The organism is Streptomyces racemochromogenes (assembly GCF_044129415.1).
GTDB classification, from domain to species: Bacteria; Actinomycetota; Actinomycetes; order Streptomycetales; family Streptomycetaceae; genus Streptomyces; species Streptomyces racemochromogenes_A.
In genome coordinates this window covers 1-25183 of the sequence record NZ_JBBDHD010000103.1, presented here as the reverse complement: position 1 = coordinate 25183, position 25183 = coordinate 1, and the positions used below count along the sequence as shown (strand labels likewise).

Below are 25183 nucleotides of genomic sequence, written 5' to 3'. Positions count from 1 at the left end.
GGGTGCGGGGACCGGCCCCAGACGGCCGCTGGCCGCCGGGACGGGAGGAGCGCGTAGCGATCTGGGGCGCCCGAGCGTCCCGGATGACGATTCCATCGTCATCCGGTGCGGGCAGCGACCCCAGACGGCTGGTAGACGCCAAGCCGGGAGAAGCGCGTAGCGATCTGACGCGGAGGGAGGCCCCGGAGGGCATTCCCGGCGGGCCCGATGGCTGGTCTGCCGGCCCCCGACCACCTCGCCTCATCGCTGATCCGGCCGTGTGTCCATCAATCGACCGTCCCGTTCCTTTGGGGGTTTCCCGGCAGTCTTCGTTTTTCCGGGGCGGGACGGTCTGTCAAGGGTGGCCGAAGGCCATCGCGCAGCGACGCGACGAAGGAGCGCCCTTGACAGGCCGGCCCGACACGGAAGGACGATGAGACGGACGGGAAAGCCCCAACCCCTCCCTGAGACCGGTCAAGGAGACCCCGCCCCGCCCCGCCTCGGCCCCGCCCCGCTCCGCCGCCCGTCCCTCACCCCTCCAGCAGGCGTCGCTTCGCCTGGGTGAACTCCTCCGGGGTCAGCAACCCCTCCTGGGCCAGGTCGGCCAGTTGGGTGAGCTCCGACACCAGGCTTCCGTGCGCGGCCGGGGCCGTCCCGGAGCCCCGGGGGGCCCTCGTCGGCCACGGGGCCGGGCGGGCCATGGCGTCGGCCTCGTCCACGGCCTCCGCCCGCCCGTCCATCCCCTCCATCCCGTCCGTCCCCTCCATCCCCGCCGCCTCCGCCAGGGCCTCGTCCTCGTCCTCCACGAAGGCTTCCGCGAGGGCCTCCTCGCCGGTGGCGCCGGCCGCGTCCGCGTCCTGGCCCCACTCCGCCGCCCCCGCCGCCCGCCGCAGCAGGCCCCGGAGGAGGGGGTGGCCCGGCCGGCGGGTCGCCGCCGTCACCGTCACGTTCACCGGACGGATGAACATCAGCCCGCCACCTCCACCCGCTCCGCCGGGATCCGGACCGAGCCCACGATCCGCCCGCCCGCCGCCCGTACGGCGACGGCCGCGTCCTGCGCCCAGACGTGCTCGACCACCAGCAGCAGCGCACAGCTGCCCCGGTCCAGGAGCTCCGCCGCCTCGCGCACGTCCTCCGGGCCGATCAGCCGGGCCACGTCGCGGCCCGCCAGGAGGCCGCGCAGCTCCACGAACTCGTCGAACTCCGCCGCCAGGACCTCCCCCGAGGCCGTCTTCGTCGCGACGAGGCCGTCGATGAGCCGCACCACCCCGGTCTTGCGCAGCCCCATCACGGCCTCGACCGCCGGGACCCGGAGCTGTTCCTCGGGGAAGGCGAGGACGATGAATTCCACAGGTCCCATAAGGCTCGGCTCCCGCTCCTCGCTACAGCACTCTCGACCGTTTCTGACGACTCTTCGGCAGACTATGACATAACCGGACATAGGGGTGCTTGGCTTGCTACGTTTCCCGTATGCCCCCGCCAGCCCTGACGGCGAAGGTGACGGAGCCGGAGCCCGCTCCGCCCCCGCTCCCCGGCGCCCGCGCCCCCCGACGCCGGGGCGTCGAGCTGATGCTCCTCGCCGGAGCCGTCCTGATCTGCGCGCTGGGCCACGCCTACGTGGGTCTCGCCGGCGGGGTGTCGACCCCCACCTCCCGCTATGCCGCCGGGCTCGCCGGGGCCGCGCTGCTCGCGCACCTCGCCGTGCGGATCCGGGCCCCGTACGCCGATCCGCTCCTCCTGCCCATCGCCGTACTCCTCAACGGCCTCGGCCTCGTGTTCATCGAGCGGCTCGACCTGGCCACGCCGGGCGAGACCGGGGCGGCGGACCAGCTGCGGTGGTCGGGTCTGGGGGTGGGGCTGTGCGCCCTGGTCGTCGTCGGGCTGCGCGACCACCGCGTGCTCCAGCGGTACGCCTACCTCTCCGTCGCCGCCGCGCTCGCGCTGATGCTCGTCCCCGTCTTCTTCCCGGCCGTGAACGGCGCCCACATCTGGATCCGCTTCGCCGGGCTCTCCTTCCAGCCGGGGGAGTTCGCCAAGATCCTGCTCGCCGTCTTCTTCGCCTCCTACCTCGCCGCCAACCGCACCGCCCTCGCCCTCACCGGCCGCCGGCTCTTCTGGAGGCTCCGGCTCCTGCCCGGCCGGGTCCTCGGACCGATCCTCGCGATCTGGCTGCTCAGCGTCGGGGTCCTCGTCCTGGAGCGGGACCTCGGCACCTCCCTCCTCTTCTTCGGCCTCTTCGTGATCATGCTGTTCACCGCCACCGGCCGGATCGGCTGGATCGCCGTCGGTCTGGGGCTCGCCGCGCTCGGCGCCTACGCCGTCGGAACCCTCGAACCGCACGTCCACAGCCGCGTCCAGGACTGGATGAATCCTTTCGCCTCCATCGAACGCGGCGAAGGCCCCGGCCAGCTCGCCCAGTCCCTCTTCGCCTTCGCCGCCGGCGGTCTCCTCGGCGCCGGTCTCGGCCACGGCCACTCCTTCCTCATCGGCTTCGCCGCCAAATCGGACTTCGTCCTCGCCACCGCGGGCGAGGAGCTCGGCCTCGTCGGCCTCACCGCCCTCCTGCTCCTCTACGGGCTCCTCGTCTCCCGGGGCTTCCGCGCCGGGCTGGCCCTGCGCGACCCCTTCGGGCGGCTCCTCGCCACCGGGCTCGCCTCGATCGTCGCCCTCCAGGTCTTCGTCATCGCGGGCGGCGTCACGGGGCTGATCCCGCTCACCGGCATGGCCATGCCCTTCCTGGCGCAGGGCGGCTCCTCCGTCGTCACCAACTGGATCATCGTCGCGCTGCTGGTCAGGCTCAGCGACAGCGCCCGCCGCGCCGGGGTGGCCGGATGATCCGCTACATCCGCTGGTGCGCGTACTTCTGCGTGCTGCTCCTCGCCGCCCTGCTGGTCAACGTGGCCCGCGTGCAGGTCTGGGAATCCGCGGCCTACAGCGCGAACCCGGCCAACAAACGCCCCGCGATCGAGCGGTACGCCCAGCCCCGCGGGAACCTCCTCGTCGACGGCCGCCCCGTCACCGGCTCCCGCGACAGCGGCCAGCTGCTGCGCTACGAGCGGACCTACACCGACGGCCCGCTCTACGCGCCGGTCACCGGCTTCTCCTCCCAGACGTACGGGACCAGCTTCGTCGAGCGCGCCGAGGACGCCGTCCTGGCGGGCACCGACCCGGGACTGTCCGCCTTCCCCCTCTGGTACGACCTCGCGCGCGGCCGCCCCGACGGAGGCGACGCCGCGACCACCCTGCGCGCCGCCGTCCAGCGGGCCGCGTACCGGGGGCTCGGCGGCAAGCGGGGCGCGGCGGTCGCGCTGGAGCCGGCGACGGGGCGGATCCTGGCCCTGGTCAGCAGCCCCTCGTACGATCCGGGCCTGCTCTCCGGCACCGGCGCCCAGGTCAAGGAGACCTGGGCGCGGCTGAACGCGGACCCCGCCAAGCCGATGCTCAACCGGGCGTTGCGCGAGACGTATCCGCCGGGATCCACGTTCAAGATCGTGACGGCGGCGGCGGCCCTGGACGCGGGGGTGGTCACCGACGTGGACGCCCCCACCCGCACCCCGGACCCGTACCTGCTGCCGGGCACGAACACCGTGCTGCCGAACGCCGGCACGGGCTGCGAGGACGCGTCGATGGCGGAGGCGGTGCAGTGGTCCTGCAACACGGTGATGGCCGGGATCGGGGTGCGGGTGGGTCTGCGGGGCATGGCGGAGGCGGCGCAGCGGTTCGGGTTCAACGACGAGGGCCTGAGGGTGCCGTCCTGGGTCTCCCGGTCGAACTTCGACACCGACATGAGCCCGGACCAGCTGGCGCTGTCCTCGATCGGGCAGTTCAACACCAAGGCCACGCCGTTGCAGATGGCGATGGTGGCGGCGGCCGTCGCCCACGGCGGGGAGATCGAAACCCCTTACCTGGTGGACCGTACGACCCGGCACGGCGGCGGCCTGGTCCGCCGGTCCGCACCGCGCACCCTGGGCCGGGCCATGAGCGCCCCCACGGCGCTGCGGATGCAGGAGCTGATGGTGAAGGTGGTGGAGGAGGGCACGGGGCGCAACGCGGCGATCCCGGGCGCGCGGGTCGGCGGCAAGACCGGCACGGCCCAGCACGGCGTGGGCAACACGGGCACTCCCTACGCCTGGTTCATCGGCTGGGCGGCCGCGGAGGGCGCGCCGCAGCCCGCGGTGGCGGTCGCGGTGGTGGTCGAGGACGCGTCGGCGGTGCGCGGCGACATCAGCGGGAACGGCGCGGCGGCCCCGATCGCCCGCACGATGATGCAGGCGGCCCTGGCCGGCCGGTGAGAGCCGGCCAGGCATCGCGGGGCCGCCCTCCGGGCGACGACGGGAGTTTGACGACGGGCCCTAGGCCTGCGCGCCCTCCTGGACGGTGGCCTCCACCTCCGCGACCCGGGCCCGCTCCTCGGCCGCGAAGCGTTCGCGGTCGAGGGCTTCGGCGATCTCCTCGTCCTGGGTCATCAGCAGGTCGAGGTTGGAGTCGCCCATCTCGAAGACGCCCATGTCCAGGTACGCCTTCTGCAGTCGCTCGCCCCACAGCCCGATGTCCTTCACGCAGGGCACGATCCGGCTGAAGAGCAGTTTGCGGAACAGGTGCAGGAACTCCGACTGCTCGGAGAACTCCTCCGCCTCCCGGCGCGGGACGCCGAAGTTCTCCAGCACCTCCACGCCGCGCAGCCGGTCGCGCATCAGGTGGCAGCCCTCGATGACGAACTCCTCGCGCTCGCGCAGTTCGGCGTCCGTCAGCTGGCGGTAGTAGTCGCGCAGGGCCATCCGTCCGAAGGCCACGTGACGGGCCTCGTCCTGCATCACGTACGCGAGGATCTGCTTCGGCAGGGGCTTGTCCGTCGTGTCGCGGATCATCCCGAACGCGGCCAGCGCCAGCCCCTCGATGAGCACCTGCATGCCCAGGTAGGGCATGTCCCAGCGGGAGTCGCGCAGGGTGTCGCCCAGCAGTTCCTGGAGGCTGTCGTTGATCGGGTAGAGCATCCCGACCTTCTCGTGCAGGAAGCGCCCGAAGACCTCGGCGTGCCGGGCCTCGTCCATGGTCTGGGTGGCGGAGTAGAACTTGGCGTCCAGGTCCGGCACGGACTCCACGATGCGGGCGGCGCACACCATGGCGCCCTGCTCGCCGTGGAGGAACTGGCTGAAGTTCCAGGCGGCGTAGTGGCGGCGCAGCTCGCCCTTGTCCTCCTCGGTGAGCTTGGCCCAGTGCCGCGTCCCGTACAGCGTCAGCACCTCGTCGGGGGTGCCCAGCGGGTCGTACGGGTCCACCTCGATGTCCCAGTCGATGCGCTTGGCGCCGTCCCACTGCTTGTCCTTGCCCTTCTGGTAGAGCGCGAGGAGGCGTTCGCGGCCCTCGTCGTACTCCCAGCTGAAGCGGGCCGCGCCGCCGGCGGGCACCTGCCAGACGCCCTCGCCCGGGGCCGTGGTGTAGAGCTCGTGCGTCGACACTGACGCCTCCTCGTGTCACGTGCTGCCGTACTGCGGTACAGGACTGGACAGTTGGCAGCGTCACACGTTGGTAGACACGGGGTCAACAAGTCGTGCGCGAGGGATTGACGACCTTGCTGACAAGCAGTCTTATAAGAGGTGACCGCTGGTAACCCGACCGCCGAGGTGCCCCGAGCCATGACGACCGTGACGCAGCGAGCCGCGCTGAGGGACGCCCTCGGCCTCCTCAAGGACCGCGAACAGATCGCCGAGCGCCTGCTCGAATCCTCCGCCAGGCACTCCTTCGACCCCGACAGGGAACTCGACTGGGACGCCCCGCCCGTCGACGGCAAGTACTACTGGCCGCCCGAGCTGCTCTCCCTCTACGACACCCCGCTGTGGAAGAAGATGGGGGAGGAGCAGCGCATCGAACTCTCCCGCCACGAAGCCGCCGCCCTCGCCTCGCTCGGCATCTGGTTCGAGATCATCCTCATGCAGCTCCTCGTCCGGCACATCTACGACAAGCCGCTGACCAGCAACCACGTCCGCTACGCCCTCACCGAGATCGCCGACGAGTGCCGCCACTCCATGATGTTCGCCCGCATGATCCGGACGGGCGGCGCCCCCGCCTACCCGGTCTCCCGCGCCCACCACAACCTCGCCCGCGTCCTGAAGACCATCTCCACCACCCCCGGCTCCTTCGCCTGCACCCTCCTCGGCGAGGAGATCCTCGACTGGATGCAGCGCCTCACCTTCCCCGACGAGCGCATCCAGCCCCTCGTCCGCGGCGTGACCCGCATCCACGTCATCGAGGAGGCCCGGCACGTCCGCTACGCCCGCGAGGAACTGCGCCGCCAGATGCTCACCGCGCCCCGCTGGGAACGCGAACTCACCCGGCTCAGCTGCGGCGAGGCCGCCCGCGTCTTCTCCCTCGCCTTCGTCAACCCCGCCGTCTACGACAACGTCGGCCTCGACCGCCGCGAGGCGGTGGCCCAGGTCAAGGCCAGCGGCCACCGCCGCGAGGTCATGCAGACCGGCGCCAAGCGGCTCACCGACTTCCTCGACGACATCGGCGTCCTGCGCGGACCCGGCCGCCGCCTCTGGAAGAGCTCCGGCCTCCTCGCGTAAACCCCCGCGCGCCGCACCGTACGTCTACGCTGCGGACATGACCGTACGCACCGTACGTGCCTACCGCCGGCTGAGCGTCGAGGAGCGGCGGGCCCAACTCCTCGACGCGGCCCTGTCGCTGTTCGCGCACCGGGCCCCCGAGGAGATCTCCCTCGACGAGGTCGCGGAGGCCGCGGGCGTCTCGCGCCCGCTGGTCTACCGCTACTTCCCCGGCGGCAAACAGCAGCTGTACGAGGCCGCCCTGCGGTCGGCCGCGGACGTCCTCGAACTGTGCTTCGCCGAACCCCAGGCCGGCCCCCTCACCGGCCGGCTCTCCCGCGTCCTCGACCGCTACCTGGCCTTCGTCGACGAGCACGACGCCGGCTTCGCCGCCCTCCTCCAGGGCGGCAGCGTCGTCGAGACCTCGCGCACCACCGCCACCGTGGACGGCATCCGGCGCGCCGCGGCCGAACAGATCCTGCTCCACCTGGACGTCCCCGCCCCCGGGCCCGGCCCCCGGCTGAGGATGATGGTCCGCACCTGGATCACGGCCGTGGAGGCCGCCTCCCTCATCTGGCTGGACGAGGGCAAACAGCCGGAGGCCACCACCCTCCGCGACTGGCTGGTCGACCAGTTCATCGCCCTCCTGACCGCGACCGCCGCCACCGACCCGGAAACGGCCGGCGCCGCCCGCGCCGCCCTCGCCCTGGAACGCCCCGACGGCCCGGCGGGGCTCCTCGCCCGCCGCGTCGTCCCGGTGGTCTCCGAAGCCGCCCACCTGCTGTGACACTGGTGGGGTGAGAAGCCAACCGACCCCCTTCGAGGGCGGCCCGATGGACGGCCGGGTCCTCCCGATCCTCCTCGGACCGACGGGCCACCCGCCGAAGTGGTACGAGATCCCCGTCCCCGCCGCCGACGGGGGACCCCCGACGGTCCTGCTGTACGAGCGGGTGCCGTCGGGGTACACGAAGCGGCTGGGGCTCCAGAAGGGCTGGAAGTACGCGTACCGCCCGACGGGCGGGAAGCCGAAGCTGGGCCTGCCCTGGCGCATGCGCCCGAAGCGCGAGCCCTGAGGAGCGGGACGGGACCCCGCCCCTGCGCGCCGGGCGGCGTCAGCCGTCCGTGCGCCCCCGGCGCAGCATGGCGAAGCCCAGCCCGGCCGCGCCCACGGCAGCGATCCCGCCGCCTGCGGCGAGCAGCAGCAGCCCCTCGCCCGGTCCGTCGGCCAGGGTGTTCAGCCGCAGGGCCTCGGCGGTTCCGACGGTGCGGTGGGTCCCGGCGACAGCCGGGACGACCTGGCCCGCGCCGTGGCGGGTCGCCGTCTTGTGGCCGTCGCCGGCCACCGCGTGCGAGCCGTCCTGCGCCCGGGTCTCGCCGGTCCAGGAGGAGAGCCGTCCGTCCGGCCGCAGCGCGGCGTGCAGCTCACCGGCCCCGCCCACGCCCGTGGTCCCGTCACGGCTCGTCAGCGTCGCCACCGTGGTGCCCGCGCGCAGGATCTCCGCCTGGTAGGCGTCCTTCGCCAGGCGGTACACCCTGGCGGTCGACGTGCCGTCCGCGAGGGACAGGCTGCTGACGAGGGTCCGCTGCGCACCGGCGGCGGACGCGGCCGGAACCCCGTCGGCGAGCGCCGCGGCGGTGGGCAGCGCCAGCAGGGCAGCGGCGCATGCGGTCACGGCGGTGGCGCGAACGATGGTGCGGCGGCTGACGGCGTCCACGGGAGTCCTTCGGTGCGGGGCGGCGGTGCGGGCAGGTGGCACCAACGTAGGGGCGGGCTGTTGCGGTAGCGCACTGGCCTTGTAACAGGAAGGCAGCAGGGAGCCGACGGAGCTGTTACATGTTCGAGGGATTGCCGAGGGCGGCGGCGCCTGCTCCCATGGAAGGCGGGGGTGAGGCGGATGCGCGGACTCAAGGTGCTGCCGAGCGGACGGCCCGGCCGCGGCCGGCTCTACGTCAACCGGCCCGACGGCCAGGCGGTGGCCTGGTACGACCGGCAGACCAACCGGATCAGCGTCCTCTCCGACGACCACGACCTGCGCGCGGCCGTACTCGCCGCGCTCCGCCCGTACCTGGGCGGCGACTGGAGCATCGGCCCGCCCCCCGTCCCCACCGCGGCCGAACTGCGCCGCCTGCACCTGCCGCCGGACGACGACCTGGCCCCGAACCGGCCCGGCGAAACCCTCCTCGGTGAACTGGAGTACGGCGCTGCGGGCGGTGGCAGGAACCGGCACCGGATGCGCCGCCACCTCCTGGCGCTCCAGTGCACGGGCGCGGAGCTCGACCTGTTGGAGGCCGCGGACTGGCGGGTCGTGCACGACGTCCCCCTGCCGGGGCTCGGCCTGCTGGACCACCTGCTCATCGGGCCGCCGGGGGTCCTCGCCCTCCGGACGGTCCCGGCCCGCCGCCAGCGGGCCCACGTCGGCGACCTCCTCCTCGCGGTGGGCCGCGCCACCCCCACCTCCGACCCCCGCTGGATCCGCCGGGCGGCTGCCCGCGCCGCCCGCGTCCTCGCGTCGCCGGTCACCCCGGCCCTGTCCCTCGCGGACGCCACCCGGGTGGAGGTCGCCCCGACCCTCCGGGACGTCCTGGTCCTCCAGCCCCCGATCCTGACGGCCACCCTCCGGGCCGTCCCGGCGACCCTCAAACCCCCGGACGTGGAAGCCCTGTTCACCCTGGCCCGCACGACGACGACGTGGACGGACTGAGCGGCCGGGCCCCCGTGCGGCGGCCGCCGGGGCCGCAACGCCTCAGGCGGAACTGCGTTTCCGTGGCGCGGCCTTCTTCGCCGTTCCCGCCCGGGCGCCCGCCGCGGCCTTCTTCGCGGTGGCGGCCGAGGCGGACTTCGCCGTGGACTTCGCCGTGGACCTCGCCGTGGACTTCGTACTCGAAGCGGTCTTCCCGGCGGCCGACTTGCCGGCCGCCGCCTTCGAAGTGGACTTCCGCGCGGGCGACTTCGCGGCGCCGCCGCCCTTGCCGGTTCCCGACGCGGTCGACTTCTTCCCGCCCACCGCCTTCGGCGCCGCGGCCGTCTTCCTGCGGATCGGCGTGACCTCGGCCTCCGTGCCGCCCGCGCCGGAGTCCTCGCCCCGGGAGGCCCGGGCCGCCCGCACGCTGCTCTCCAGCGCGGCCATCAGGTCGATCACCTGCCCGCCGGCCGGCTCCACCACCGCCTCCGACGGCTCGAACGCGCCCCCCGCCTTCGCCGCGATCATCGCCTCCACGGCCTCGCGGTACTCGTCCCGCAGGGAGGAGAGCTCGACCTCCCCCAACGTGGCCATCAGGGCGTCCGCCAGATCCAGTTCCGCCTCCCGCACCGACACGGACGCCTCCGGCGCCACGCCCTCCGGCGCCCGGATCTCGTCCGGCCACAGCAGGCCGTGCATGGCGATGACGTCGTCGACCACCCGCAGCATCCCCAGCCGCTCCCGGCCCCGCAGCGCGAACTTGGCGATGGCCACCTTCCGGCTCCGCTTCAGTGCCTCCCGCAGCAGGGTGTACGGCTTCGCGGCCGTGGCCCCGTTCGCCGCCAGGTAGTACGCGGAATCCATCTGGAGGGGGTCGATCTGGTCGGCCGGCACGAACGACACGATCTCGATCGTCTTCGCCGTGGCGATCGGCAGCTGCGCCAGGTCCTCGTCCGTGATCGGCACGATCGACCCGTCCGCCTCCTCGTACCCCTTCCCGATCTCGTCCGACGACACCTCTTCCCCGTCCAGCTCGCACACCTTGCGGTAGCGGACGCGCCCGCCGTCCGTCACGTGGATCTGTCGGAAGGAGATGGAGTGGCTCTCGGTGGCGTTCACGAGCTTGATCGGGATGCTGACCAGGCCGAAGGAAATCGCCCCATTCCAAATGGATCGCACGGTTCCTCCTGATTCGTGGCAATCTCATCGTATGACGCCGATCACGTTGGTGGAGGGGCGTCGCATCGCGCTCAGCAACCTGCACAAGGTCCTGTATCCGCGGACCGGCTTCACCAAGGGCGAGGTGCTGCACTACTACGCCACCGTGGCGCCTGCCCTCCTCGCGCACATCCATGACCGCCCCGTCTCCTTCCTTCGCTATCCGGACGGCCCCGACGGCCAGCTCTTCTTCACCAAGAACCCGCCGCCCGGCACCCCCGCCTGGGTGAAGACCGCCCCCGTGCCCCGCTCCGACGACCCCGGCGCCGAACAGGTGCTCGTATCCGACCTGCCGGCCCTCGTCTGGGCCGCCAACCTGGTCGTCGAGTTCCACGTCCACCAGTGGCCCGCCGCCACCCCCGCCGTCGCCGACCGCATCGTCTTCGACCTCGACCCCGGCCCGCCCGCCACCATCGTCGAGTGCCGCCCCGTGGCCCTCTGGCTGCGCGACCGCCTCGCCGCCGACGGGCTGCACGCCTACGCCAAGACCTCCGGCTCCAAGGGCCTGCACCTGGCCGTAGCGGTGGAGCCGACCCCGTCCGCGCGGGTCTCCGCGTACGCCAAACGGCTCGCGCAGGAGGCCGAGGCCGCACTGCCCGGCCTCGTCGTGCACCGGATGGCCAAGGCGCTGCGCCCCGGCAAGGTCTTCGTCGACCACAGCCAGAACGCCGCCGCCAAGACCACCGCCGCCCCCTACACCCTGCGCGCCCGGCCGCAGCCGACCGCCTCCGCCCCGGTCACCTGGGCGGAGGTCGAGGCCTGCCGGGACCCGGGCGACCTGGTCTTCCTCGCCGACGACATCCCGCCCCGCCTCGACCGCGACGGCGACCTCCTGGCCCCCCTCCTGGACCCCGCCCGGGCCGGAGCGCTCCCCGGGACCCACCGATGACCACGCGGCCCGTCCGGGTGGCCCTGGCGGCTTCGGTACGCAGCCTGCCGCGCGGCCCCGGACTGGCGTACGAGCCGAAGTTCGACGGCCACCGGATGGTCGTCCTGCGCACCGCCGAGGACGTCGTCCTCCAGGCCCGCTCCGGCCGCACCGTCACCGCCGCCTTCCCCGACCTCGCGGCGGCGGCGCGGCGGCTGCCGGCCCGGACGGTCCTGGACGGGGAGGTGGTCGTCTGGCACGACGGCCGCACGGACTTCGCGCTGGTCCAGCGGCGCGCGGCGGCCACCCCGGCCCGCGCCCCGTCCCTGGCCCGCGCCCTGCCCGCCTCGTACGCGGCCTTCGACGTCCTGGAACTGGCCGGCCTGGACGTGCGCGCCCAGTCCTACGAGCGCCGCCGCGCCCTGCTGGTCGACCTCCTCGTCCCCCTCGGGCCGCCGCTCCAGCCGGTGCCGATGACGACCGACCCGGAACTGGCGCAGACCTGGTACGACACCCTGCCCGCGAGCGGCATCGAGGGGCTCGTCGTCAAACGCCTGGACCAGCCCTACCCCTCCGGCCGGCGGGCCTGGCGCAAGCTTCGGCACACCAGCGTCCGGGACGCGGCGGCGGTCGGCTACACCGGAACGGCGCGCCGCCCCCTCGCCCTCGTCCTGGTCCTCCCCGGGGAGGAGGAGACCCCCCTGCTGTCGAGCCCCCTCGCGCCGGGCCTGCGGGCCGACCTCGCGGCGGCCCTGCGGGACGCGGTGGCCGCGTCCCCGCCGGGGCGGACCCCGTCGGCGCGGACCACGGCGGGGCAGCCGGCGGAGCCGCCCACGGTCACGGCGATCGGCCTGGGCGAAACCCCGTACACCCCGCTGGACCCGCCCCTCGCGGCCGAGGTCCGCCACGCCTCCACGCGGCACCCTCCGCCGGAGGTGCTCCGCCTCCGGACGGACCTCTGACCCGCGCCCCCGGGGCACGGGTCAGAGAGTCGTGACGCTGCTGCGGAGTCCCGTCAGGCGTGGGCCCCGCGACCCGCGTCGGGCGGCGCCCCCGGTTGCGGGTGCGGCCCGGGGCCGGTCACCGGCTTGTACCCGGCCTCACGTTCGGCCCGTACCTCGTCGGGGTGATCGGAGGTGCGGGAGCCGAAGTTCCCGTAACCCTGCATCTCGTGCGGCCTCAGTCCGCCCTCGGGGATCTCCACCTGGTCCCGCTCCTCGCGGACCTCGTGCACGGCGCCGCCCTCGGGCAGGTGCGGCTGGCTCTCGGGAGTGGGCGGCGGCGGTTCCTTGGCCCGGACCCGCTGCCCCAGCTTGAACCCGGCGAGCAGGAACCCCGCGATGGCGATTCCGACGATGAAGAACCACGCGCTGCGGGAGAGGGTCTCGTCCACGCTCAGGATCATGTCCATGGGTGTTATTTTCCCGTTTTCACACCTTTTTCACGTGCCCAGCCCAAAGAATCATGCCTCCTACCTCAGGGGCCCGTCGGAATCCCGCAGCCCCCGGGCGTCCCGCCCGCCCAGGACCCCGAGGATCTCCGCGCAGATCGCCAGGGCCGTCTCGGCCGGGGTCCTGGCCCCCAGATCGAGCCCGATCGGCCCGTGCACCCGTGCCAGCTCGGCCTCGCCCACCCCGGCGGCCACCAGCCCCTCCCGACGCCGCGCCGTGGTCCGCCGGGACCCCAGCGCACCCACGTACGGGATCCCCAGCGCCAGAGCGGTCCGCAGGGCCGGCACGTCGAAGTCCGGCTCGTGGCTGAGCAGCACCAGGCAGGCGGCGTCCCGGTGCTGACGGAGCACCTTCTCCGCCGCCCCGGCGTCCTCGACCACCACCGACTCCCACCCCAGCAGCGCGGCCTGCGCCCCGATGACCTCGGCCAGCTCGCCCGCGCCGCCGATCACCACGCAGGGAGCCGACGGGTACGCCTCGACGAGGACCAGCCCCGACCCCCCGTACAGCGCGTCCCGCCCCGGCCGGCGGGTTCCGAGCAGCTCCCCGGCCCGCCGCCCGGCGTCGTCCACGGGAGCGTCCCCGGCCCGTACGACCTCGCTCACGGCGGCGTCCGCCCCCTCGCTCAGCCGGGTCACGAGCGCCACCCCGGCCCCCGTCCCGAGCAGCTCCCACCACTCGGCCGGAACCGCGGACAGCGGCTGCAACAGCACCTCGGCCTGCCCCCCGCAGGTCAGCTTCGCCTCGGTGGCCTCCCCGGCCCCCACCGACACCTCGCACACCCGGGCGCCGCCCCCGGCCCCCACGGCGGCCGCCTCGGCCGCGAGCTCGGCGTCGAACACCCCGCGGTACAGGGCGCCCACGCACTCACCCCGCGCGTCCACGAGCACGGCCCCGGCGGGATCCCGCGGCCCGAACCCCTGCTCGGTCACCGGCCGCGCCAGGAACGCCACCCGCCCCTCGGCCACCCACTGCCGCGCCGTCTCCGCCAGCTCACGCATCTCGTCTCCCCATCCTCTATGCGCCATCACGCCACAAAGCACCTGGTCAACGGCACAGAGCGGCCTCAAATCCACCCTACGCACCGGGGGTCCCCCCACCACCCCCCGAACACACAGACCCTGCCCCACCCCCTCGTACGGTCCACCGGAACGAACCCGGCCGCGACACGGCTACGGCCCCACCCGCGCCCTCCCGGCCGACGCCGACGTGCCGCACGTGACGCCGCTCGCCCCTCGCGCCGTCCCCCACCCCACGCGTACCCACCGGTCCCAGCCGTCCTGGCCGGTTCGCGCCCTTTGCACGACCCGCCGGACTGTCGACCCTCACGGTATGGGGGACTACCAGGACGAACCGCCCCGGCTGCGCGCCGGGCAACCGCACTGCCCGCACTGCGGCCTGCCGGTGGACCGGATGGCCACGGATGAGCACGACTGGGTGCTCCTGGAGCCGGACATGGCACCCCTGGCCCACGTCGTGCCGCCGCAGCACCGCTGGATCACCCGCTCCGACGGCCGGGTCACCGTCTACGCCGTCTGCCCGCCGGACCCGGCCCAGCGCTGCCGCGTAGAACACCGCCTCGCCTGCGCGGCCCAGCCCCTGCCGGACCTGTGGCCCTGGCTCACCACCCTCCGCGCCGAGAACGGCCGCCGCGCGCGGCGCCGGGCGGAACCCGCCCAGGACTGGCCCGACGCCGGCTAGCCGAAACGGCCCGCCGGGATCAGGCCAGGGGCCCGCCCTTGAACTGCGTCCCCGAGTCGTCGGGAACGTCCGCCCGCGTCCCCGTGGGGGCCGGATTGGGCGGCGGGAAGCCGCCGTCCGCCGGCCCGCAGGGCGCCGCGAAGCACTCCCGGACGTGGTGGGACGGGTTCCCCCGGGGGTGCCCGTCCTTCCCGTTCCAGGGCCCGCCGCCGTCCGCCGGCGCGCAGGGCGCCTTGATGCACTGCACCTGCTGATCGGCCACGGCGATGTGCGGCGTCCCGTGCACGGCGGCGAAAGCGGCGACGTTCAGCACGGCGCTCCCGGCGGCGATGACGGCCGAGGCGGCGAACACGAACGGACGACGGGTCCAGAACGGCTGCGCGGACATGGGAATCCTCCTCCGGTCGGTACGGGCCGGCCGGAGGCTCCTTTCCCTCTCGACCACACCTCCAGTAGGCCCCGCCACCCGCGCCGGGTCAGGCCCCGGATTCACGTGCCTTGACGGGACGCAGGGCCAGGGGGTAAACGCTTCAGCCGCACCCTCGGACACGTCCGGTGACCGCACCCTCACGGATGGGGACGGCCGTCCGGATCGCACCGACAGGGACGCGACCGCCGAGCAGGCCCGCCTTCCCGAACTCCCGACGAAGACACCCTTGTTGAGGTCAGGCCGCCGAGGTCTGTACGCAGAGCCGACGTGCCCGACGGCGAGCCGGGCCGGCAGCACAAGGTGGGTCTGGCCCCAGGAGTTCAACATGGCGGGAAGCGGTTCGGTCCGGCACTACGAACCGGGCAGCGGCGCGGTACTGCCCGTCCCCGACGAGCCCGGGCGAGCCGGTGAGCGCAGCGACCCCGGCCGCCATGCCCGCAGTGGCGACGGGGACATCGACCGATGAGCGGCCCTGCGGGCCCGCCCGGGCCCGGAATCCGGAAGGGGTACCGGCGGCGCCTCGCCGTCGGCGCCTGGGTGTTGGCGGGCCTGTGCGTTCTCGGAGGCCTCGGCTGGGTGCTCATGCTCACGTACGGGTTGCGGTACCCCGGCGAGGGCCGACAGCAGTGCTGCTGGGAGCAGAACGCCACACCCGACTGGGCGGCGACCGTGACGGGACTCCGCGTACCGGACACGGCCGTTGACCGGCGCGCGGGGCTCCACACCAACATGCAGTACGACGCGGTGCTCCTCGCCTTCACCGTGCGGACCGAGGAGGCCGACCGGTTCCTGGACCCGCTCCGCCGCCAGGGCACCGGGATGGCCCGGAACCGGCACCCGGAGCAGCCGGGACACGCGCGCGGAGACGGCTTCGCTCATCTCGGCCTGCCCGAGCCGGAGACCCTCGTCGAGGGCATGCGCGTCACGAGTGTCTGCCCGCACGACGCGCAGACGCCCGAGAGCGACGCGCTCCGGATGTGCGCGAAGATCCACGCGTATGAGTTCCAGCCGGGCACCACACGCGTCTACATCCGGGCCGAAAGCGACGCGAACATCGAGAAGCCGCCGTCCTGAGCTTCCGATCCCCGCAACCGGCCGGCCGACTGGCCGGACCGTCGGCGCATACGCGAAGACCCCGTCCTCAGCGTGACCGCTGATGGCGGGGTCTTTGGGCACTTCGTGCGAAGTGCCCCCGGCAGGATTCGAACCTGCGCACACGGCTCCGGAGGCCGTTGCTCTATCCCCTGAGCTACGGGGGCGTGTCGTTCGCGTTGCGGCGACGGGTTGAACACTACCAGCTTCCGCGGGGTGATCAGGAACGGTTTTGGGCGGGAGGAGGGAGGCCGGTCGCCCGGAGGGGGTGGAAGTGGCAAAAACCCGGACGCGGGGGCTTAGGGCGACCTACTCTCAAGTTGTGCCAGGCGCCTCGGGCCGGGTCCTCGTTGTCGACGACAACAAGGTCATCCGGCAGCTGATCAAGGTCAATCTCGAACTGGAGGGCTTCGAGGTCGTGACCGCGAACGATGGTGCCGAGTGCCTGGACGTCGTCCACCGGGTGTGCCCCGACGCGATCACCCTTGATGTGGTCATGCCGCGGCTGGACGGATTCGGGGCCGCCGCGCAGCTGCGGGCCGATCCGCGGACGCGGCACGTGCCCGTCGCCATCGTCAGCGCCTGTACGCAGTACGAGGTCGAGACGGGGATCGCCGCCGGGGTGGACGCCTTCCTCGCCAAGCCCTTCGAGCCCGCCGAGCTGGTGAGGGTCGTACGGCGGCTCGTCGAGCGGAAGGACCGGCGGGAGCGGAAGGGCGCCCCGGCCGGCAGAGGGGCCTGAGGAGGGGGACCGGAGGGCCGGGCGTTCCACGCTTCGGGGACCGGCTATTCCACATGGCGAAACCCGATGCATGTGCGACGGGCTTCTCCCCTAGGCTGGGTGCCGTGATCCCCGCCGACCTCTCTCGTGCCGTCGTACGTGCCGTACGCCGTGCCGTCGAGGCCGGGGAACTGGACGGGCCCGCGCCCGCGCGGGCGGTCGTCGAGCGGACCCGGCCCGGCGGGGTGGGGGAGTACGCAAGTCCCGTCGCGCTGAGGATGGGCCGGGGGGCCGAGGGGGCCCTCGCGCTCGCCGGGGCGCTCTCCCTGGAGCCGGGCATCGCGGCCGTCGACGTCACCGGGCCCGGATTCCTGAACTTCACCCTCGCCCCCCTCTCCGCCGCCGAGCTGGTGCGGGACGTGAGCGGGCGCCCGGAGCGGTACGGCCGCGTTCCGGCGCGGAGCGAGACCGTCGGCGGGGGGCGGGAGCAGGTGGTGCGCGGCGCCGTCGCGCGGATCCGGGAGGGGCAGGGCTTCCCCCCGGAGGACGGCGGGCCGCGCGTCGCGCCCGTCGCCCGGCGGGACGGGGACGTGCGGGCGCGGTACGGGGCCGGTGCGGCCGTCTGGGCCATGGTCGCGGTGCCGGCGCGGGAGACGCCCGTCTTCGGCGCCGGGCTGCTCGTACAGGCCGAGGAGAACGAGGCCTTCCGGGTCCGGTACGCGCACGCCCGGGCGCGGGCGCTGACGCGCAACGCCGCGGACCTCGGGTTCCACGCCGAACCCGGCGCCGTCGACGCGCCCGCCCTCCTGCGGGCCCTGGCCGACCACCCCCTCGCCCTCGAAGCCGCCGCGCACCACCGGGCGCCCGAACGGCTCGCCCGGCACCTCGTCGCCCTCGCCGACGCGCTGCTCGACTTCCAGCACCAGGTCCTGCCCCTCGGGGACGAGAAACCCTCGGCCGCCCATCGCGCCCGGCTGGCTCTTGCCGAAGCCGCCGGGGCGGTGCTGGCCGGCGGCCTCGCCCTCCTCGGCATGGACGCCCCCGATTCTTTGTGACTCCCGAAGAGAGAAACCGATGAGCCGTTCCGCGCACCCCGCCGGGCCCCGCCACGCCGACGTCCTGCCCGAGGGCCACTACGCCCCGCCGCCCGCCGACCTGAACGCGCTCGACGAGAAGGTCTGGTCGCGGACCGTCACGCGGAACGAGGACGGGGTCGTCACCGTCGGCGGCATCGAAGTGACCAGGCTCGCCGAGGAGTTCGGCACCCCCGGCTACTTCCTCGACGAGGAGGACTTCCGGGCCCGCTGCCGTGCCTGGGCGCACGCCTTCGGCAAGGACGCCGACGTCTTCTACGCCGGCAAGGCGTTCCTCTCCAAGGCCGTGGTGCGGTGGCTCAAGGAAGAGGGGCTGAACCTCGACGTGTGTTCGGGCGGGGAGCTGGCCACCGCCCTCGCCGCCGAGATGCCCGCCGAGCGGATCGCCTTCCACGGCAACAACAAGTCGGAGGGCGAGATCCGGCGCGCGGTCTCCGCCGGCGTCGGGCGGATCGTGCTCGACTCCTTCCAGGAGATCGCGCGGGTCGCGCACGTCGCCGCCGAGCTGGGTGTGCGGCAGCCCGTACAGATCCGGGTGACCGTGGGCGTGGAAGCGCACACGCACGAGTTCATCGCCACCGCGCACGAGGACCAGAAGTTCGGCATCGCCGTCGCCGACGGGTCCGCCGCCGAGGCGGTGCGGCGGGCGCTCGGGCACGACTCGCTGGAGCTGCTCGGCGTCCATTCCCACATCGGCTCCCAGATCTTCGACATGGCCGGCTTCGAAGTGTCCGCGAAGAGGGTCGTGCAGCTGCTGGCCGCCGTCCGCGACGAGCACGGCGTCGAGCTGCCCGAGATCGACCTCGGCGGCGGCCTCGGCATCGCCTACACCTCCGCCGACGACCCGCGCGAGCCCCACGAGATCGCCAAGGCGCTCACCGAGATCGTCGCGCGGGAGTGCGAGAGCGCGGGGCTCAAGGCCCCGCGGATCTCCGTCGAGCCCGGCCGCGCCATCGTCGGGCCGACCGCCTTCACCCTCTACGAGGTCGGCACGATCAAGCCCCTCGAAGGCCTGCGGACGTACGTCTCCGTCGACGGCGGCATGTCCGACAACATCCGGACGGCGCTGTACGACGCCGAGTACGCCGTCACGCTCGTCTCCCGCGTCTCCGACGCCGAGCCCATGCTCGTCCGCGTCGTCGGCAAGCACTGCGAGAGCGGCGACATCGTCGTCCGTGACGCCTTCCTGCCCGCGGACCTGGCCCCCGGCGACCTGATCGCCGTTCCGGCCACCGGCGCGTACTGCCGCTCCATGGCCAGCAACTACAACCACGCGCTCCGCCCGCCCGTCGTCGCCGTGCGCGACGGGGCCGCGCGGGTGATCGTCCGGCGTGAGACGGAGGAAGATCTCCTGTCCCTCGACCTCGGATGATTTCCATATTTTCGGGACGGGCCGCCCCGTCCCGAAAATAGACGTCTCACTCAATGGACCGAGGATGGAAACTGCTGTCCATTGAGTGAGACTGGTTCATACCTGGCGCGCAACCCCGCGCGCCGGAAGCGAAGAAAGATCGAAAGGCGTAGGTCGAATGATGCGTACGCGTCCGCTGAAGGTGGCGCTGCTGGGCTGTGGAGTGGTCGGCTCAGAGGTGGCGCGCATCATGACGACGCACGCCGACGATCTGGCCGCCAGGATCGGCGCGCCCGTCGAGCTCGCCGGCGTCGCCGTGCGCCGCCCCTCCAAGGTGCGCGAGGGCATCGACCCCGCGCTGGTCACCACCGATGCCACCGCGCTGCTCAAACGCGGCGACATCGACGTGGCCATCGAGGTCATCGGCGGCATCGAGCCCGCCCGGACCCTGATCACCACCGCCTTCGAGAACGGCATCTCCGTCGTCTCCGCCAACAAGGCGCTGCTCGCCCAGGACGGCGCGGCGCTGCACGCCGCGGCCGAGGCGCAGGGGCTGGACCTGTACTACGAGGCCGCCGTCGCCGGCGCCATCCCGCTGGTCCGCCCGATGCGCGAGTCCCTCGCCGGCGACAAGATCAACCGGGTGATGGGCATCGTCAACGGCACGACGAACTTCATCCTCGACAAGATGGACTCCACCGGCGCCGGCTACCAGGAGGCCCTCGACCAGGCCACCGCCCTCGGCTACGCCGAGGCCGACCCGACCGCCGACGTCGAGGGCTACGACGCCGCCGCCAAGGCCGCGATCCTGGCCGGCATCGCCTTCCACACCCGCGTCCGCCTCGACGACGTGTACCGCGAGGGCATGACCGAGGTCAGCGCCGCGGACTTCGCCTCCGCCAAGCGGATGGGCTGCACCATCAAACTCCTGGCCATCCTGGAGCGCGCCGCGGACGGCGAGTCCGTCACCGCCCGCGTCCACCCGGCGATGATCCCGCTCAGCCACCCGCTCGCCTCCGTCCGCGAGGCCTACAACGCGGTCTTCGTCGAGGCGGAGGCCGCCGGGCGGCTCATGTTCTACGGGCCCGGCGCGGGCGGTTCGCCGACCGCGTCCGCGGTCCTCGGCGACCTCGTCGCCGTCTGCCGCAACAAGCTCGCCGAGGCAACGGGGCCCGGCGAGTCGGCGTACACCCAGCTGCCCGTCAGCCCCATGGGGGACGTCGTCACCCGCTACCACATCAGCCTCGATGTGGCGGACAAGCCGGGCGTCCTCGCCCAGGTGGCGACCACCTTCGCGGAGCACGGCGTGTCGATCGACACCGTCAGGCAGCAGGGCAAGGACGGTGAGGCCTCCCTCGTCGTCGTCACCCACCGCGCCCCCGACGCCGCCCTCTCCGGGACCGTCGAGGCGCTGCGGAAGCTGGACACCGTGCGCGGTGTCGCCAGCATCATGCGTGTTGAAGGGGAGTAAGGACCCATGAGCAGCAATCGCACCCACCAGTGGCGCGGCATCATCGAGGAGTACCGGGACCGGCTGCCGGTCACCGAGACGACCCCCGTGGTCACGCTCCGGGAGGGTGGCACTCCCCTCGTTCCCGCCCAGGTGCTCTCCGAGCGCACCGGCTGTGAGGTGCACCTCAAGGTCGAGGGCGCGAACCCCACCGGGTCCTTCAAGGACCGCGGCATGACCATGGCCATCACCAAGGCCAAGGAGGACGGCGCCAAGGCCGTCATCTGCGCCTCCACCGGCAACACCTCCGCGTCCGCCGCCGCGTACGCGGTGCGCGCCGGCATGGTGTCCGCGGTCCTCGTGCCGCGCGGCAAGATCGCGCTGGGCAAGATGGGCCAGGCCCTCGTGCACGGCGCCAAGATCCTGCAGGTTGACGGCAACTTCGACGACTGCCTCGACCTGGCCCGCGCGCTGTCCGACAACTACCCGGTGGCGCTGGTCAATTCCGTCAACCCGGTGCGCATCGAGGGCCAGAAGACGGCCGCGTTCGAGATCGTCGACGCGCTCGGCGACGCCCCCGACATCCACGTGCTGCCCGTCGGCAACGCCGGCAACATCACCGCGTACTGGAAGGGCTTCAAGGAGTACAAGGCCGACGGCCTGGCCTCCCGTACGCCCCGCGTGTGGGGTTTCCAGGCCTCCGGCTCGGCGCCGATCGTGCGCGGGGAGGTCGTCAAGGAGCCGCACACCATCGCCACCGCGATCCGGATCGGCAACCCGGCCTCCTGGGACTACGCGCTCGCCGCGAAGGAGGAGTCGGGCGGCTTCATCGACGAGGTGACGGACCGCCAGATCCTCGCGGCCTACCGCCTGTTGGCCTCCCAGGAGGGCGTCTTCGTCGAGCCCGCCTCGGCCGCCTCGGTGGCCGGCCTGCTCAAGGCGGCGGAGCTCGGTCTGGTCGATCCCGGTCAGAAGATCGTGTGCACCGTCACCGGCAACGGCCTGAAGGACCCCGACTGGGCGGTCGCCGGCGCTCCGCAGCCCGTCACGGTTCCGGTGGACGCCGAGGCCGCGGCCGTCCGCCTCGGCCTGGTCTGACCCCGGGCCCGACCCGGGAACCCCTGGGCCACGCACCACGGCCCGTGACCGGCGTTGCCGGGTTCCGGAAACCTTCCGGAACCCGGTGGCCCGGCCCGTACGGCACCGGAAGCCGACGGCAACGAGGCGCCGGTCCACCGGAAGACACCGACACGCATCGCGCGCCTCCTGTGCGCCCTATGTCGCGGAAGAACCTTCCTTCGATACGCTGTACTGACATCCGCCATCGCGCATATGACCGCGGTGCTGCCCCGAGGGCCTTCGGGTGTCGTACGTTCTCCAGTACATTTCGCAGCGAAGATCCCGCACAGTCCGCCGGATCCCGCACAGTCACAAGGAGTGTCATCGACCGATGGCAGGTCCAGCGTTCCGCGCCGCCGCCGTACGGGTGCGCGTGCCCGCCAGCAGTGCCAACCTCGGCCCCGGCTTCGACGCCCTCGGCCTGGCCCTGGGGCTCTACGACGACGTGGTCGTCCGCGTCGCCGACTCCGGTCTGAACATCGACATCGCGGGCGAGGGCGCCGACACCCTCCCGCGTGACGAGAGCCACCTCCTCGTACGCTCCATGCGCACCGCCTTCGACCTGCTGGGCGGACAGCCCCGCGGCCTGGAGGTCGTCTGCGCCAACCGCATCCCGCACGGACGGGGCCTCGGCTCCTCCTCGGCCGCGATCTGCGCCGGCATCGTCGCCGCGCGCGCCGTGACCATAGGCGGCGAGGCCCGGCTCGACGACACGGCGCTGCTGGAGCTGGCCACCGAGATCGAGGGCCACCCGGACAACGTGGCGGCCTGTCTCCTCGGCGGCTTCACCCTCGCCTGGATGGAGGGCGGCAGTGCGAAGGCGATCCGTATGGACCCCGCGGATTCCATCGTTCCGGTGGTCTTCGTCCCGTCGAAGCCGGTCCTGACCGAGACCGCCCGCGGCCTGCTGCCGCGTACCGTTCCGCACGTGGACGCCGCCGTGAACGCGGGGCGCGCGGGCCTGCTCGTGGAGGCCATGACCAGGCGTCCCGAGTTCCTGCTGCCCGCCACCGAGGACCGGCTGCACCAGGAGTACCGCGCCCCGGCGATGCCGGAGAGCGTGGCGCTCGTCAACCGGCTGCGGGCGGACGGTATCCCCGCGGTCATCTCCGGCGCGGGCCCCACGGTCCTCGCGCTGGTCGACAACGACGCGGCCGACAAGGTCGCGCAGCTCGCGGGTGAGGGGTGGGCCGCGAACCGGCTCGCCCTCGACGCCGCGGGTGCGAGCGTCCTTCCGCTGGGCGCCCAGGGCGGTCAGCCCGTGTCCTAGGGACACGGCCCTCCGGGGCGGGCGGCCGGGCAGGCCGTTCGCCCCCGGAAGGGCGATTGCCGGTGATTGAGAGGGGGAATGTCTGTTGGATCCGGTAGTGTTAATCTCAAGTACGCAACCGAAGCCGCCATGGCTCGGTGCTCAGTGTCCCCATCCGGGACCACCTTTCTTCCGGGAGCCTCCCCGACTGCTTTGATCGCTTCCAGCAGTTTCGAGCACGCTCCGGAATCGGCGTGACATTCCCACGCTTCCAGCTCGGGGGCTTCTCGCCGGAACCACCCATGCACGTTTCTCTCCGCCGTATCTCTACCGGCGGACCACCGCCCCGGCACCGTCCACACACCTAGGACTGCTGCCGGACAGCACAACCGGTCGCCGAGCCAGACAGGCCGACGTCCGCTCCAGGGAAGGACCCTTCGTGAGCGACACCACCGATCTGATGGGCGCTGCCGACACCAACGTCGACACCAGTGCCCCCGCCGCGGGCGCCGCAGCTGCCACTGCCACCCGGCGCCGCCGCTCCGGCACCGGCCTTGAGGGCATGGTCCTGGCCGAGCTGCAGCAGGTCGCGTCGGGCCTCGGTATCAGGGGCACCGCGCGGATGCGCAAGAGCCAGCTGATCGAGGTCATCAAGGAGGCGCAGGGCGCCAGCGCCCCCAAGGCCGCGGCCCCCGCCGCGGACGCCGCCGAGGCCAAGCCGAAGCGCCGCGCCACCAGCAAGGCCCGCACGGGCGAGGCGGCCGCCGCCGCGCCCGCCGAGAAGCCCGCCGCACAGGCCCAGATCGAGATCCCGGGCCAGCCGATCAGCGAGGACGCCCCGGCCGGCGAGCGCCGCCGCCGCCGCGCCACCGCCCCCTCCGGCAGCCCCGAGTCCTCGGCCCCCGCCGTCGTGCAGGTCGAGCAGAAGACCGAGGCCCCCGCGGTCGCCCCGCAGGCCGAGGCCAAGGCGGAGCAGGCCGTGGCCGTCTCCGCCCAGGCGCAGGGCCAGGCCCCCGCGCAGGAGGCCGGCGAGGGCCGCAGCCGCCGTGACCGCCGTGACCGCGGCGACCGCGGCGACCGCGGTGACCGCCAGAGCCGCCGCGACCGCGGCGCCAAGGCCGACGAGCAGGGCCAGCAGCAGGGCGGCCAGGGCCAGCAGCAGGGCGGCCGCCAGGACCGCGCCGACCGCCAGGACCGACAGGACCGCCAGCAGCAGGGTGGCGGCCGGGGCCAGCAGGGCCGTCAGGACAACGGTCCGCAGGACGACTTCGACGGCGAGGACGGCCGTCGCGGCCGTCGCGGCCGCTACCGCGACCGCCGTGGCCGCCGCGGCCGCGACGAGTTCGCCCCGGGCGAGCCGCAGGTCGCCGACGACGACGTCCTGATCCCCGTCGCGGGCATCCTCGACATCCTCGACAACTACGCGTTCATCCGGACCTCCGGCTACCTGCCCGGCCCGAACGACGTGTACGTCTCCCTGGCCCAGGTCCGCAAGGCGGGTCTGCGCAAGGGCGACCACACCACCGGCGCCGTGCGCCAGCCCAAGGACGGCGAGCGCCGCGAGAAGTTCAACGCCCTCGTGCGTCTGGACTCCGTCAACGGCATGTCGCCCGAATCGGGCCGCGGCCGCCCCGAGTTCCAGAAGCTGACCCCGCTCTACCCGCAGGACCGGCTCCGCCTGGAGACCGACCCGGGCGTGCTGACCACCCGCATCATCGACCTCGTGTCGCCGATCGGCAAGGGCCAGCGCGGTCTGATCGTGGCCCCGCCGAAGACCGGCAAGACCATGATCATGCAGGCGATCGCCAACGCGATCACCACCAACAACCCCGAGTGCCACCTGATGGTCGTCCTGGTCGACGAGCGTCCGGAAGAGGTCACCGACATGCAGCGGTCGGTCAAGGGCGAGGTCATCTCCTCGACCTTCGACCGCCCGGCCGAGGACCACACCACCGTCGCCGAGCTGGCCATCGAGCGTGCCAAGCGCCTCGTCGAGCTGGGTCACGACGTGGTGGTCCTGCTGGACTCCATCACCCGCCTGGGCCGCGCGTACAACCTCGCGGCGCCCGCCTCCGGCCGCATCCTGTCCGGTGGTGTCGACTCGACCGCGCTGTACCCGCCGAAGCGCTTCTTCGGTGCCGCGCGCAACATCGAGGACGGCGGCTCGCTGACCATCCTGGCCACCGCGCTCGTCGACACCGGCTCGCGCATGGACGAGGTGATCTTCGAGGAGT

The 25183-nt window shown here is 73.2% G+C and carries 26 protein-coding genes and 1 tRNA gene; 18 read left to right on the top strand and 9 right to left on the bottom strand.

Annotation, left to right across the window (positions count from 1 at the left end):
• Positions 1-509: 509 nt before the first annotated feature.
• Together WDV06_RS28510 and WDV06_RS28505 are read right to left on the bottom strand one after the other, a co-directional pair.
• On the bottom strand, positions 510-947 hold the full coding sequence (locus WDV06_RS28510; protein ID WP_395512669.1) for an SHOCT domain-containing protein: 438 nt from the start codon (positions 945-947) through the stop codon (positions 510-512).
• Positions 947-1339, bottom strand: coding sequence for a DUF6325 family protein (locus WDV06_RS28505; RefSeq protein ID WP_395512668.1), 393 nt, complete (start codon positions 1337-1339; stop codon positions 947-949). Before WDV06_RS28505 ends, WDV06_RS28510 begins: the two co-directional genes overlap by 1 nt.
• A gap of 110 nt (positions 1340-1449) precedes the next feature.
• Between WDV06_RS28505 and WDV06_RS28500 the strand changes: the two genes are divergently transcribed.
• Positions 1450-2814 carry an FtsW/RodA/SpoVE family cell cycle protein gene (locus WDV06_RS28500; RefSeq protein ID WP_395512667.1) on the top strand — a complete coding sequence of 455 codons (1365 nt, stop codon included), beginning with the start codon at positions 1450-1452 and terminating at the stop codon, positions 2812-2814.
• Positions 2811-4271 carry a penicillin-binding transpeptidase domain-containing protein gene (locus WDV06_RS28495; protein WP_395512666.1) on the top strand — a complete coding sequence of 487 codons (1461 nt, stop codon included), beginning with the start codon at positions 2811-2813 and terminating at the stop codon, positions 4269-4271. The genes WDV06_RS28500 and WDV06_RS28495 overlap by 4 nt, the downstream gene beginning before the upstream one ends.
• Before the next feature lie 60 nt (positions 4272-4331).
• Here WDV06_RS28495 and WDV06_RS28490 read toward each other — a convergent pair whose 3' ends face one another.
• Positions 4332-5438: a ferritin-like domain-containing protein gene (locus tag WDV06_RS28490; protein WP_395512665.1), complete on the bottom strand. Its 1107-nt coding sequence runs from the start codon at positions 5436-5438 to the stop codon at positions 4332-4334.
• A 177-nt stretch (positions 5439-5615) separates the two neighbouring features.
• Between WDV06_RS28490 and WDV06_RS28485 the strand changes: the two genes are divergently transcribed.
• From WDV06_RS28485 to WDV06_RS28475, 3 genes are read left to right on the top strand one after another with little or no spacing between them, the layout of a single operon-like run.
• Positions 5616-6545 carry an AurF N-oxygenase family protein gene (locus WDV06_RS28485; protein ID WP_395512664.1) on the top strand — a complete coding sequence of 310 codons (930 nt, stop codon included), beginning with the start codon at positions 5616-5618 and terminating at the stop codon, positions 6543-6545.
• 37 nt (positions 6546-6582) lie between these two features.
• Positions 6583-7311 carry a TetR/AcrR family transcriptional regulator gene (locus WDV06_RS28480; protein WP_395512663.1) on the top strand — a complete coding sequence of 243 codons (729 nt, stop codon included), beginning with the start codon at positions 6583-6585 and terminating at the stop codon, positions 7309-7311.
• Positions 7312-7321: 10 nt separating this feature from the next.
• Positions 7322-7597: a hypothetical protein gene (locus tag WDV06_RS28475; protein ID WP_395512662.1), complete on the top strand. Its 276-nt coding sequence runs from the start codon at positions 7322-7324 to the stop codon at positions 7595-7597.
• A gap of 39 nt (positions 7598-7636) precedes the next feature.
• Here WDV06_RS28475 and WDV06_RS28470 read toward each other — a convergent pair whose 3' ends face one another.
• Positions 7637-8239: a hypothetical protein gene (locus tag WDV06_RS28470; protein ID WP_395512661.1), complete on the bottom strand. Its 603-nt coding sequence runs from the start codon at positions 8237-8239 to the stop codon at positions 7637-7639.
• A 180-nt stretch (positions 8240-8419) separates the two neighbouring features.
• Between WDV06_RS28470 and WDV06_RS28465 the strand changes: the two genes are divergently transcribed.
• Entirely contained in the window at positions 8420-9226 is an 807-nt protein-coding gene (locus WDV06_RS28465; RefSeq protein ID WP_395512660.1) for an NERD domain-containing protein, read from the top strand.
• 42 nt (positions 9227-9268) lie between these two features.
• Here WDV06_RS28465 and ku read toward each other — a convergent pair whose 3' ends face one another.
• The gene (gene ku / locus WDV06_RS28460; protein WP_395512659.1) at positions 9269-10384 is read right to left on the bottom strand and encodes a non-homologous end joining protein Ku; all 1116 of its coding nucleotides are present in this window, start codon (positions 10382-10384) and stop codon (positions 9269-9271) included.
• Positions 10385-10415: 31 nt separating this feature from the next.
• On the opposite strand from ku, the gene ligD reads away from it, so the two are divergent.
• The gene (ligD, locus tag WDV06_RS28455; RefSeq protein ID WP_395512658.1) at positions 10416-11312 is read left to right on the top strand and encodes a non-homologous end-joining DNA ligase; all 897 of its coding nucleotides are present in this window, start codon (positions 10416-10418) and stop codon (positions 11310-11312) included.
• Positions 11309-12253, top strand: coding sequence for an ATP-dependent DNA ligase (locus WDV06_RS28450; protein WP_395512657.1), 945 nt, complete (start codon positions 11309-11311; stop codon positions 12251-12253). The genes ligD and WDV06_RS28450 overlap by 4 nt, the downstream gene beginning before the upstream one ends.
• A 53-nt stretch (positions 12254-12306) precedes the next feature.
• Here the strand turns inward: WDV06_RS28450 and WDV06_RS28445 are convergent, their stop codons facing one another.
• Together WDV06_RS28445 and WDV06_RS28440 are read right to left on the bottom strand one after the other, a co-directional pair.
• Positions 12307-12702: a DUF6479 family protein gene (locus WDV06_RS28445; protein ID WP_395512656.1), complete on the bottom strand. Its 396-nt coding sequence runs from the start codon at positions 12700-12702 to the stop codon at positions 12307-12309.
• Positions 12703-12762: 60 nt separating this feature from the next.
• Positions 12763-13743: an XdhC family protein gene (locus WDV06_RS28440; RefSeq protein WP_395512655.1), complete on the bottom strand. Its 981-nt coding sequence runs from the start codon at positions 13741-13743 to the stop codon at positions 12763-12765.
• Positions 13744-14074: 331 nt separating this feature from the next.
• Between WDV06_RS28440 and WDV06_RS28435 the strand changes: the two genes are divergently transcribed.
• Positions 14075-14443: a DUF6083 domain-containing protein gene (locus tag WDV06_RS28435; RefSeq protein ID WP_395512654.1), complete on the top strand. Its 369-nt coding sequence runs from the start codon at positions 14075-14077 to the stop codon at positions 14441-14443.
• 19 nt (positions 14444-14462) lie between these two features.
• On the opposite strand, the gene WDV06_RS28430 is transcribed toward WDV06_RS28435, so the two are convergent.
• Complete coding sequence (locus tag WDV06_RS28430) at positions 14463-14831, bottom strand: hypothetical protein (RefSeq protein WP_395512653.1); 369 nt, start codon at positions 14829-14831, stop codon at positions 14463-14465.
• Positions 14832-15198: 367 nt separating this feature from the next.
• On the opposite strand from WDV06_RS28430, the gene WDV06_RS28425 reads away from it, so the two are divergent.
• Both WDV06_RS28425 and WDV06_RS28420 read left to right on the top strand, forming a co-directional pair.
• Positions 15199-15339 carry a hypothetical protein gene (locus tag WDV06_RS28425; RefSeq protein ID WP_395512652.1) on the top strand — a complete coding sequence of 47 codons (141 nt, stop codon included), beginning with the start codon at positions 15199-15201 and terminating at the stop codon, positions 15337-15339.
• Positions 15336-15947 carry a hypothetical protein gene (locus WDV06_RS28420; RefSeq protein ID WP_395512651.1) on the top strand — a complete coding sequence of 204 codons (612 nt, stop codon included), beginning with the start codon at positions 15336-15338 and terminating at the stop codon, positions 15945-15947. Before WDV06_RS28425 ends, WDV06_RS28420 begins: the two co-directional genes overlap by 4 nt.
• Positions 15948-16060: 113 nt before the next feature.
• On the opposite strand, the gene WDV06_RS28415 is transcribed toward WDV06_RS28420, so the two are convergent.
• Positions 16061-16132, bottom strand: a tRNA-Arg gene (locus WDV06_RS28415).
• Between the two features lie 155 nt (positions 16133-16287).
• On the opposite strand from WDV06_RS28415, the gene WDV06_RS28410 reads away from it, so the two are divergent.
• From WDV06_RS28410 to rho, 7 genes are all read left to right on the top strand, one after another.
• Positions 16288-16707 (top strand): response regulator, encoded by a 420-nt coding sequence (locus tag WDV06_RS28410; protein WP_395512650.1) that lies wholly within the window; start codon positions 16288-16290, stop codon positions 16705-16707.
• 104 nt (positions 16708-16811) lie between these two features.
• Complete coding sequence (nrtL, locus tag WDV06_RS28405) at positions 16812-17741, top strand: ArgS-related anticodon-binding protein NrtL (RefSeq protein ID WP_395512649.1); 930 nt, start codon at positions 16812-16814, stop codon at positions 17739-17741.
• A 19-nt stretch (positions 17742-17760) separates the two neighbouring features.
• The gene (gene lysA / locus WDV06_RS28400) at positions 17761-19152 is read left to right on the top strand and encodes a diaminopimelate decarboxylase (RefSeq protein WP_395512648.1); all 1392 of its coding nucleotides are present in this window, start codon (positions 17761-17763) and stop codon (positions 19150-19152) included.
• 160 nt (positions 19153-19312) lie between these two features.
• Positions 19313-20602 carry a homoserine dehydrogenase gene (locus WDV06_RS28395; RefSeq protein ID WP_395512670.1) on the top strand — a complete coding sequence of 430 codons (1290 nt, stop codon included), beginning with the start codon at positions 19313-19315 and terminating at the stop codon, positions 20600-20602.
• A 6-nt stretch (positions 20603-20608) separates the two neighbouring features.
• Positions 20609-21679: a threonine synthase gene (gene thrC, locus WDV06_RS28390; RefSeq protein ID WP_042820311.1), complete on the top strand. Its 1071-nt coding sequence runs from the start codon at positions 20609-20611 to the stop codon at positions 21677-21679.
• Positions 21680-22031: 352 nt separating this feature from the next.
• Complete coding sequence (thrB, locus tag WDV06_RS28385) at positions 22032-22970, top strand: homoserine kinase (RefSeq protein ID WP_395512647.1); 939 nt, start codon at positions 22032-22034, stop codon at positions 22968-22970.
• A 418-nt stretch (positions 22971-23388) separates the two neighbouring features.
• Positions 23389-25183 (top strand): transcription termination factor Rho (gene rho, locus WDV06_RS28380; RefSeq protein ID WP_395512646.1); only part of this gene is annotated, 1795 nt, incomplete at its 3' end.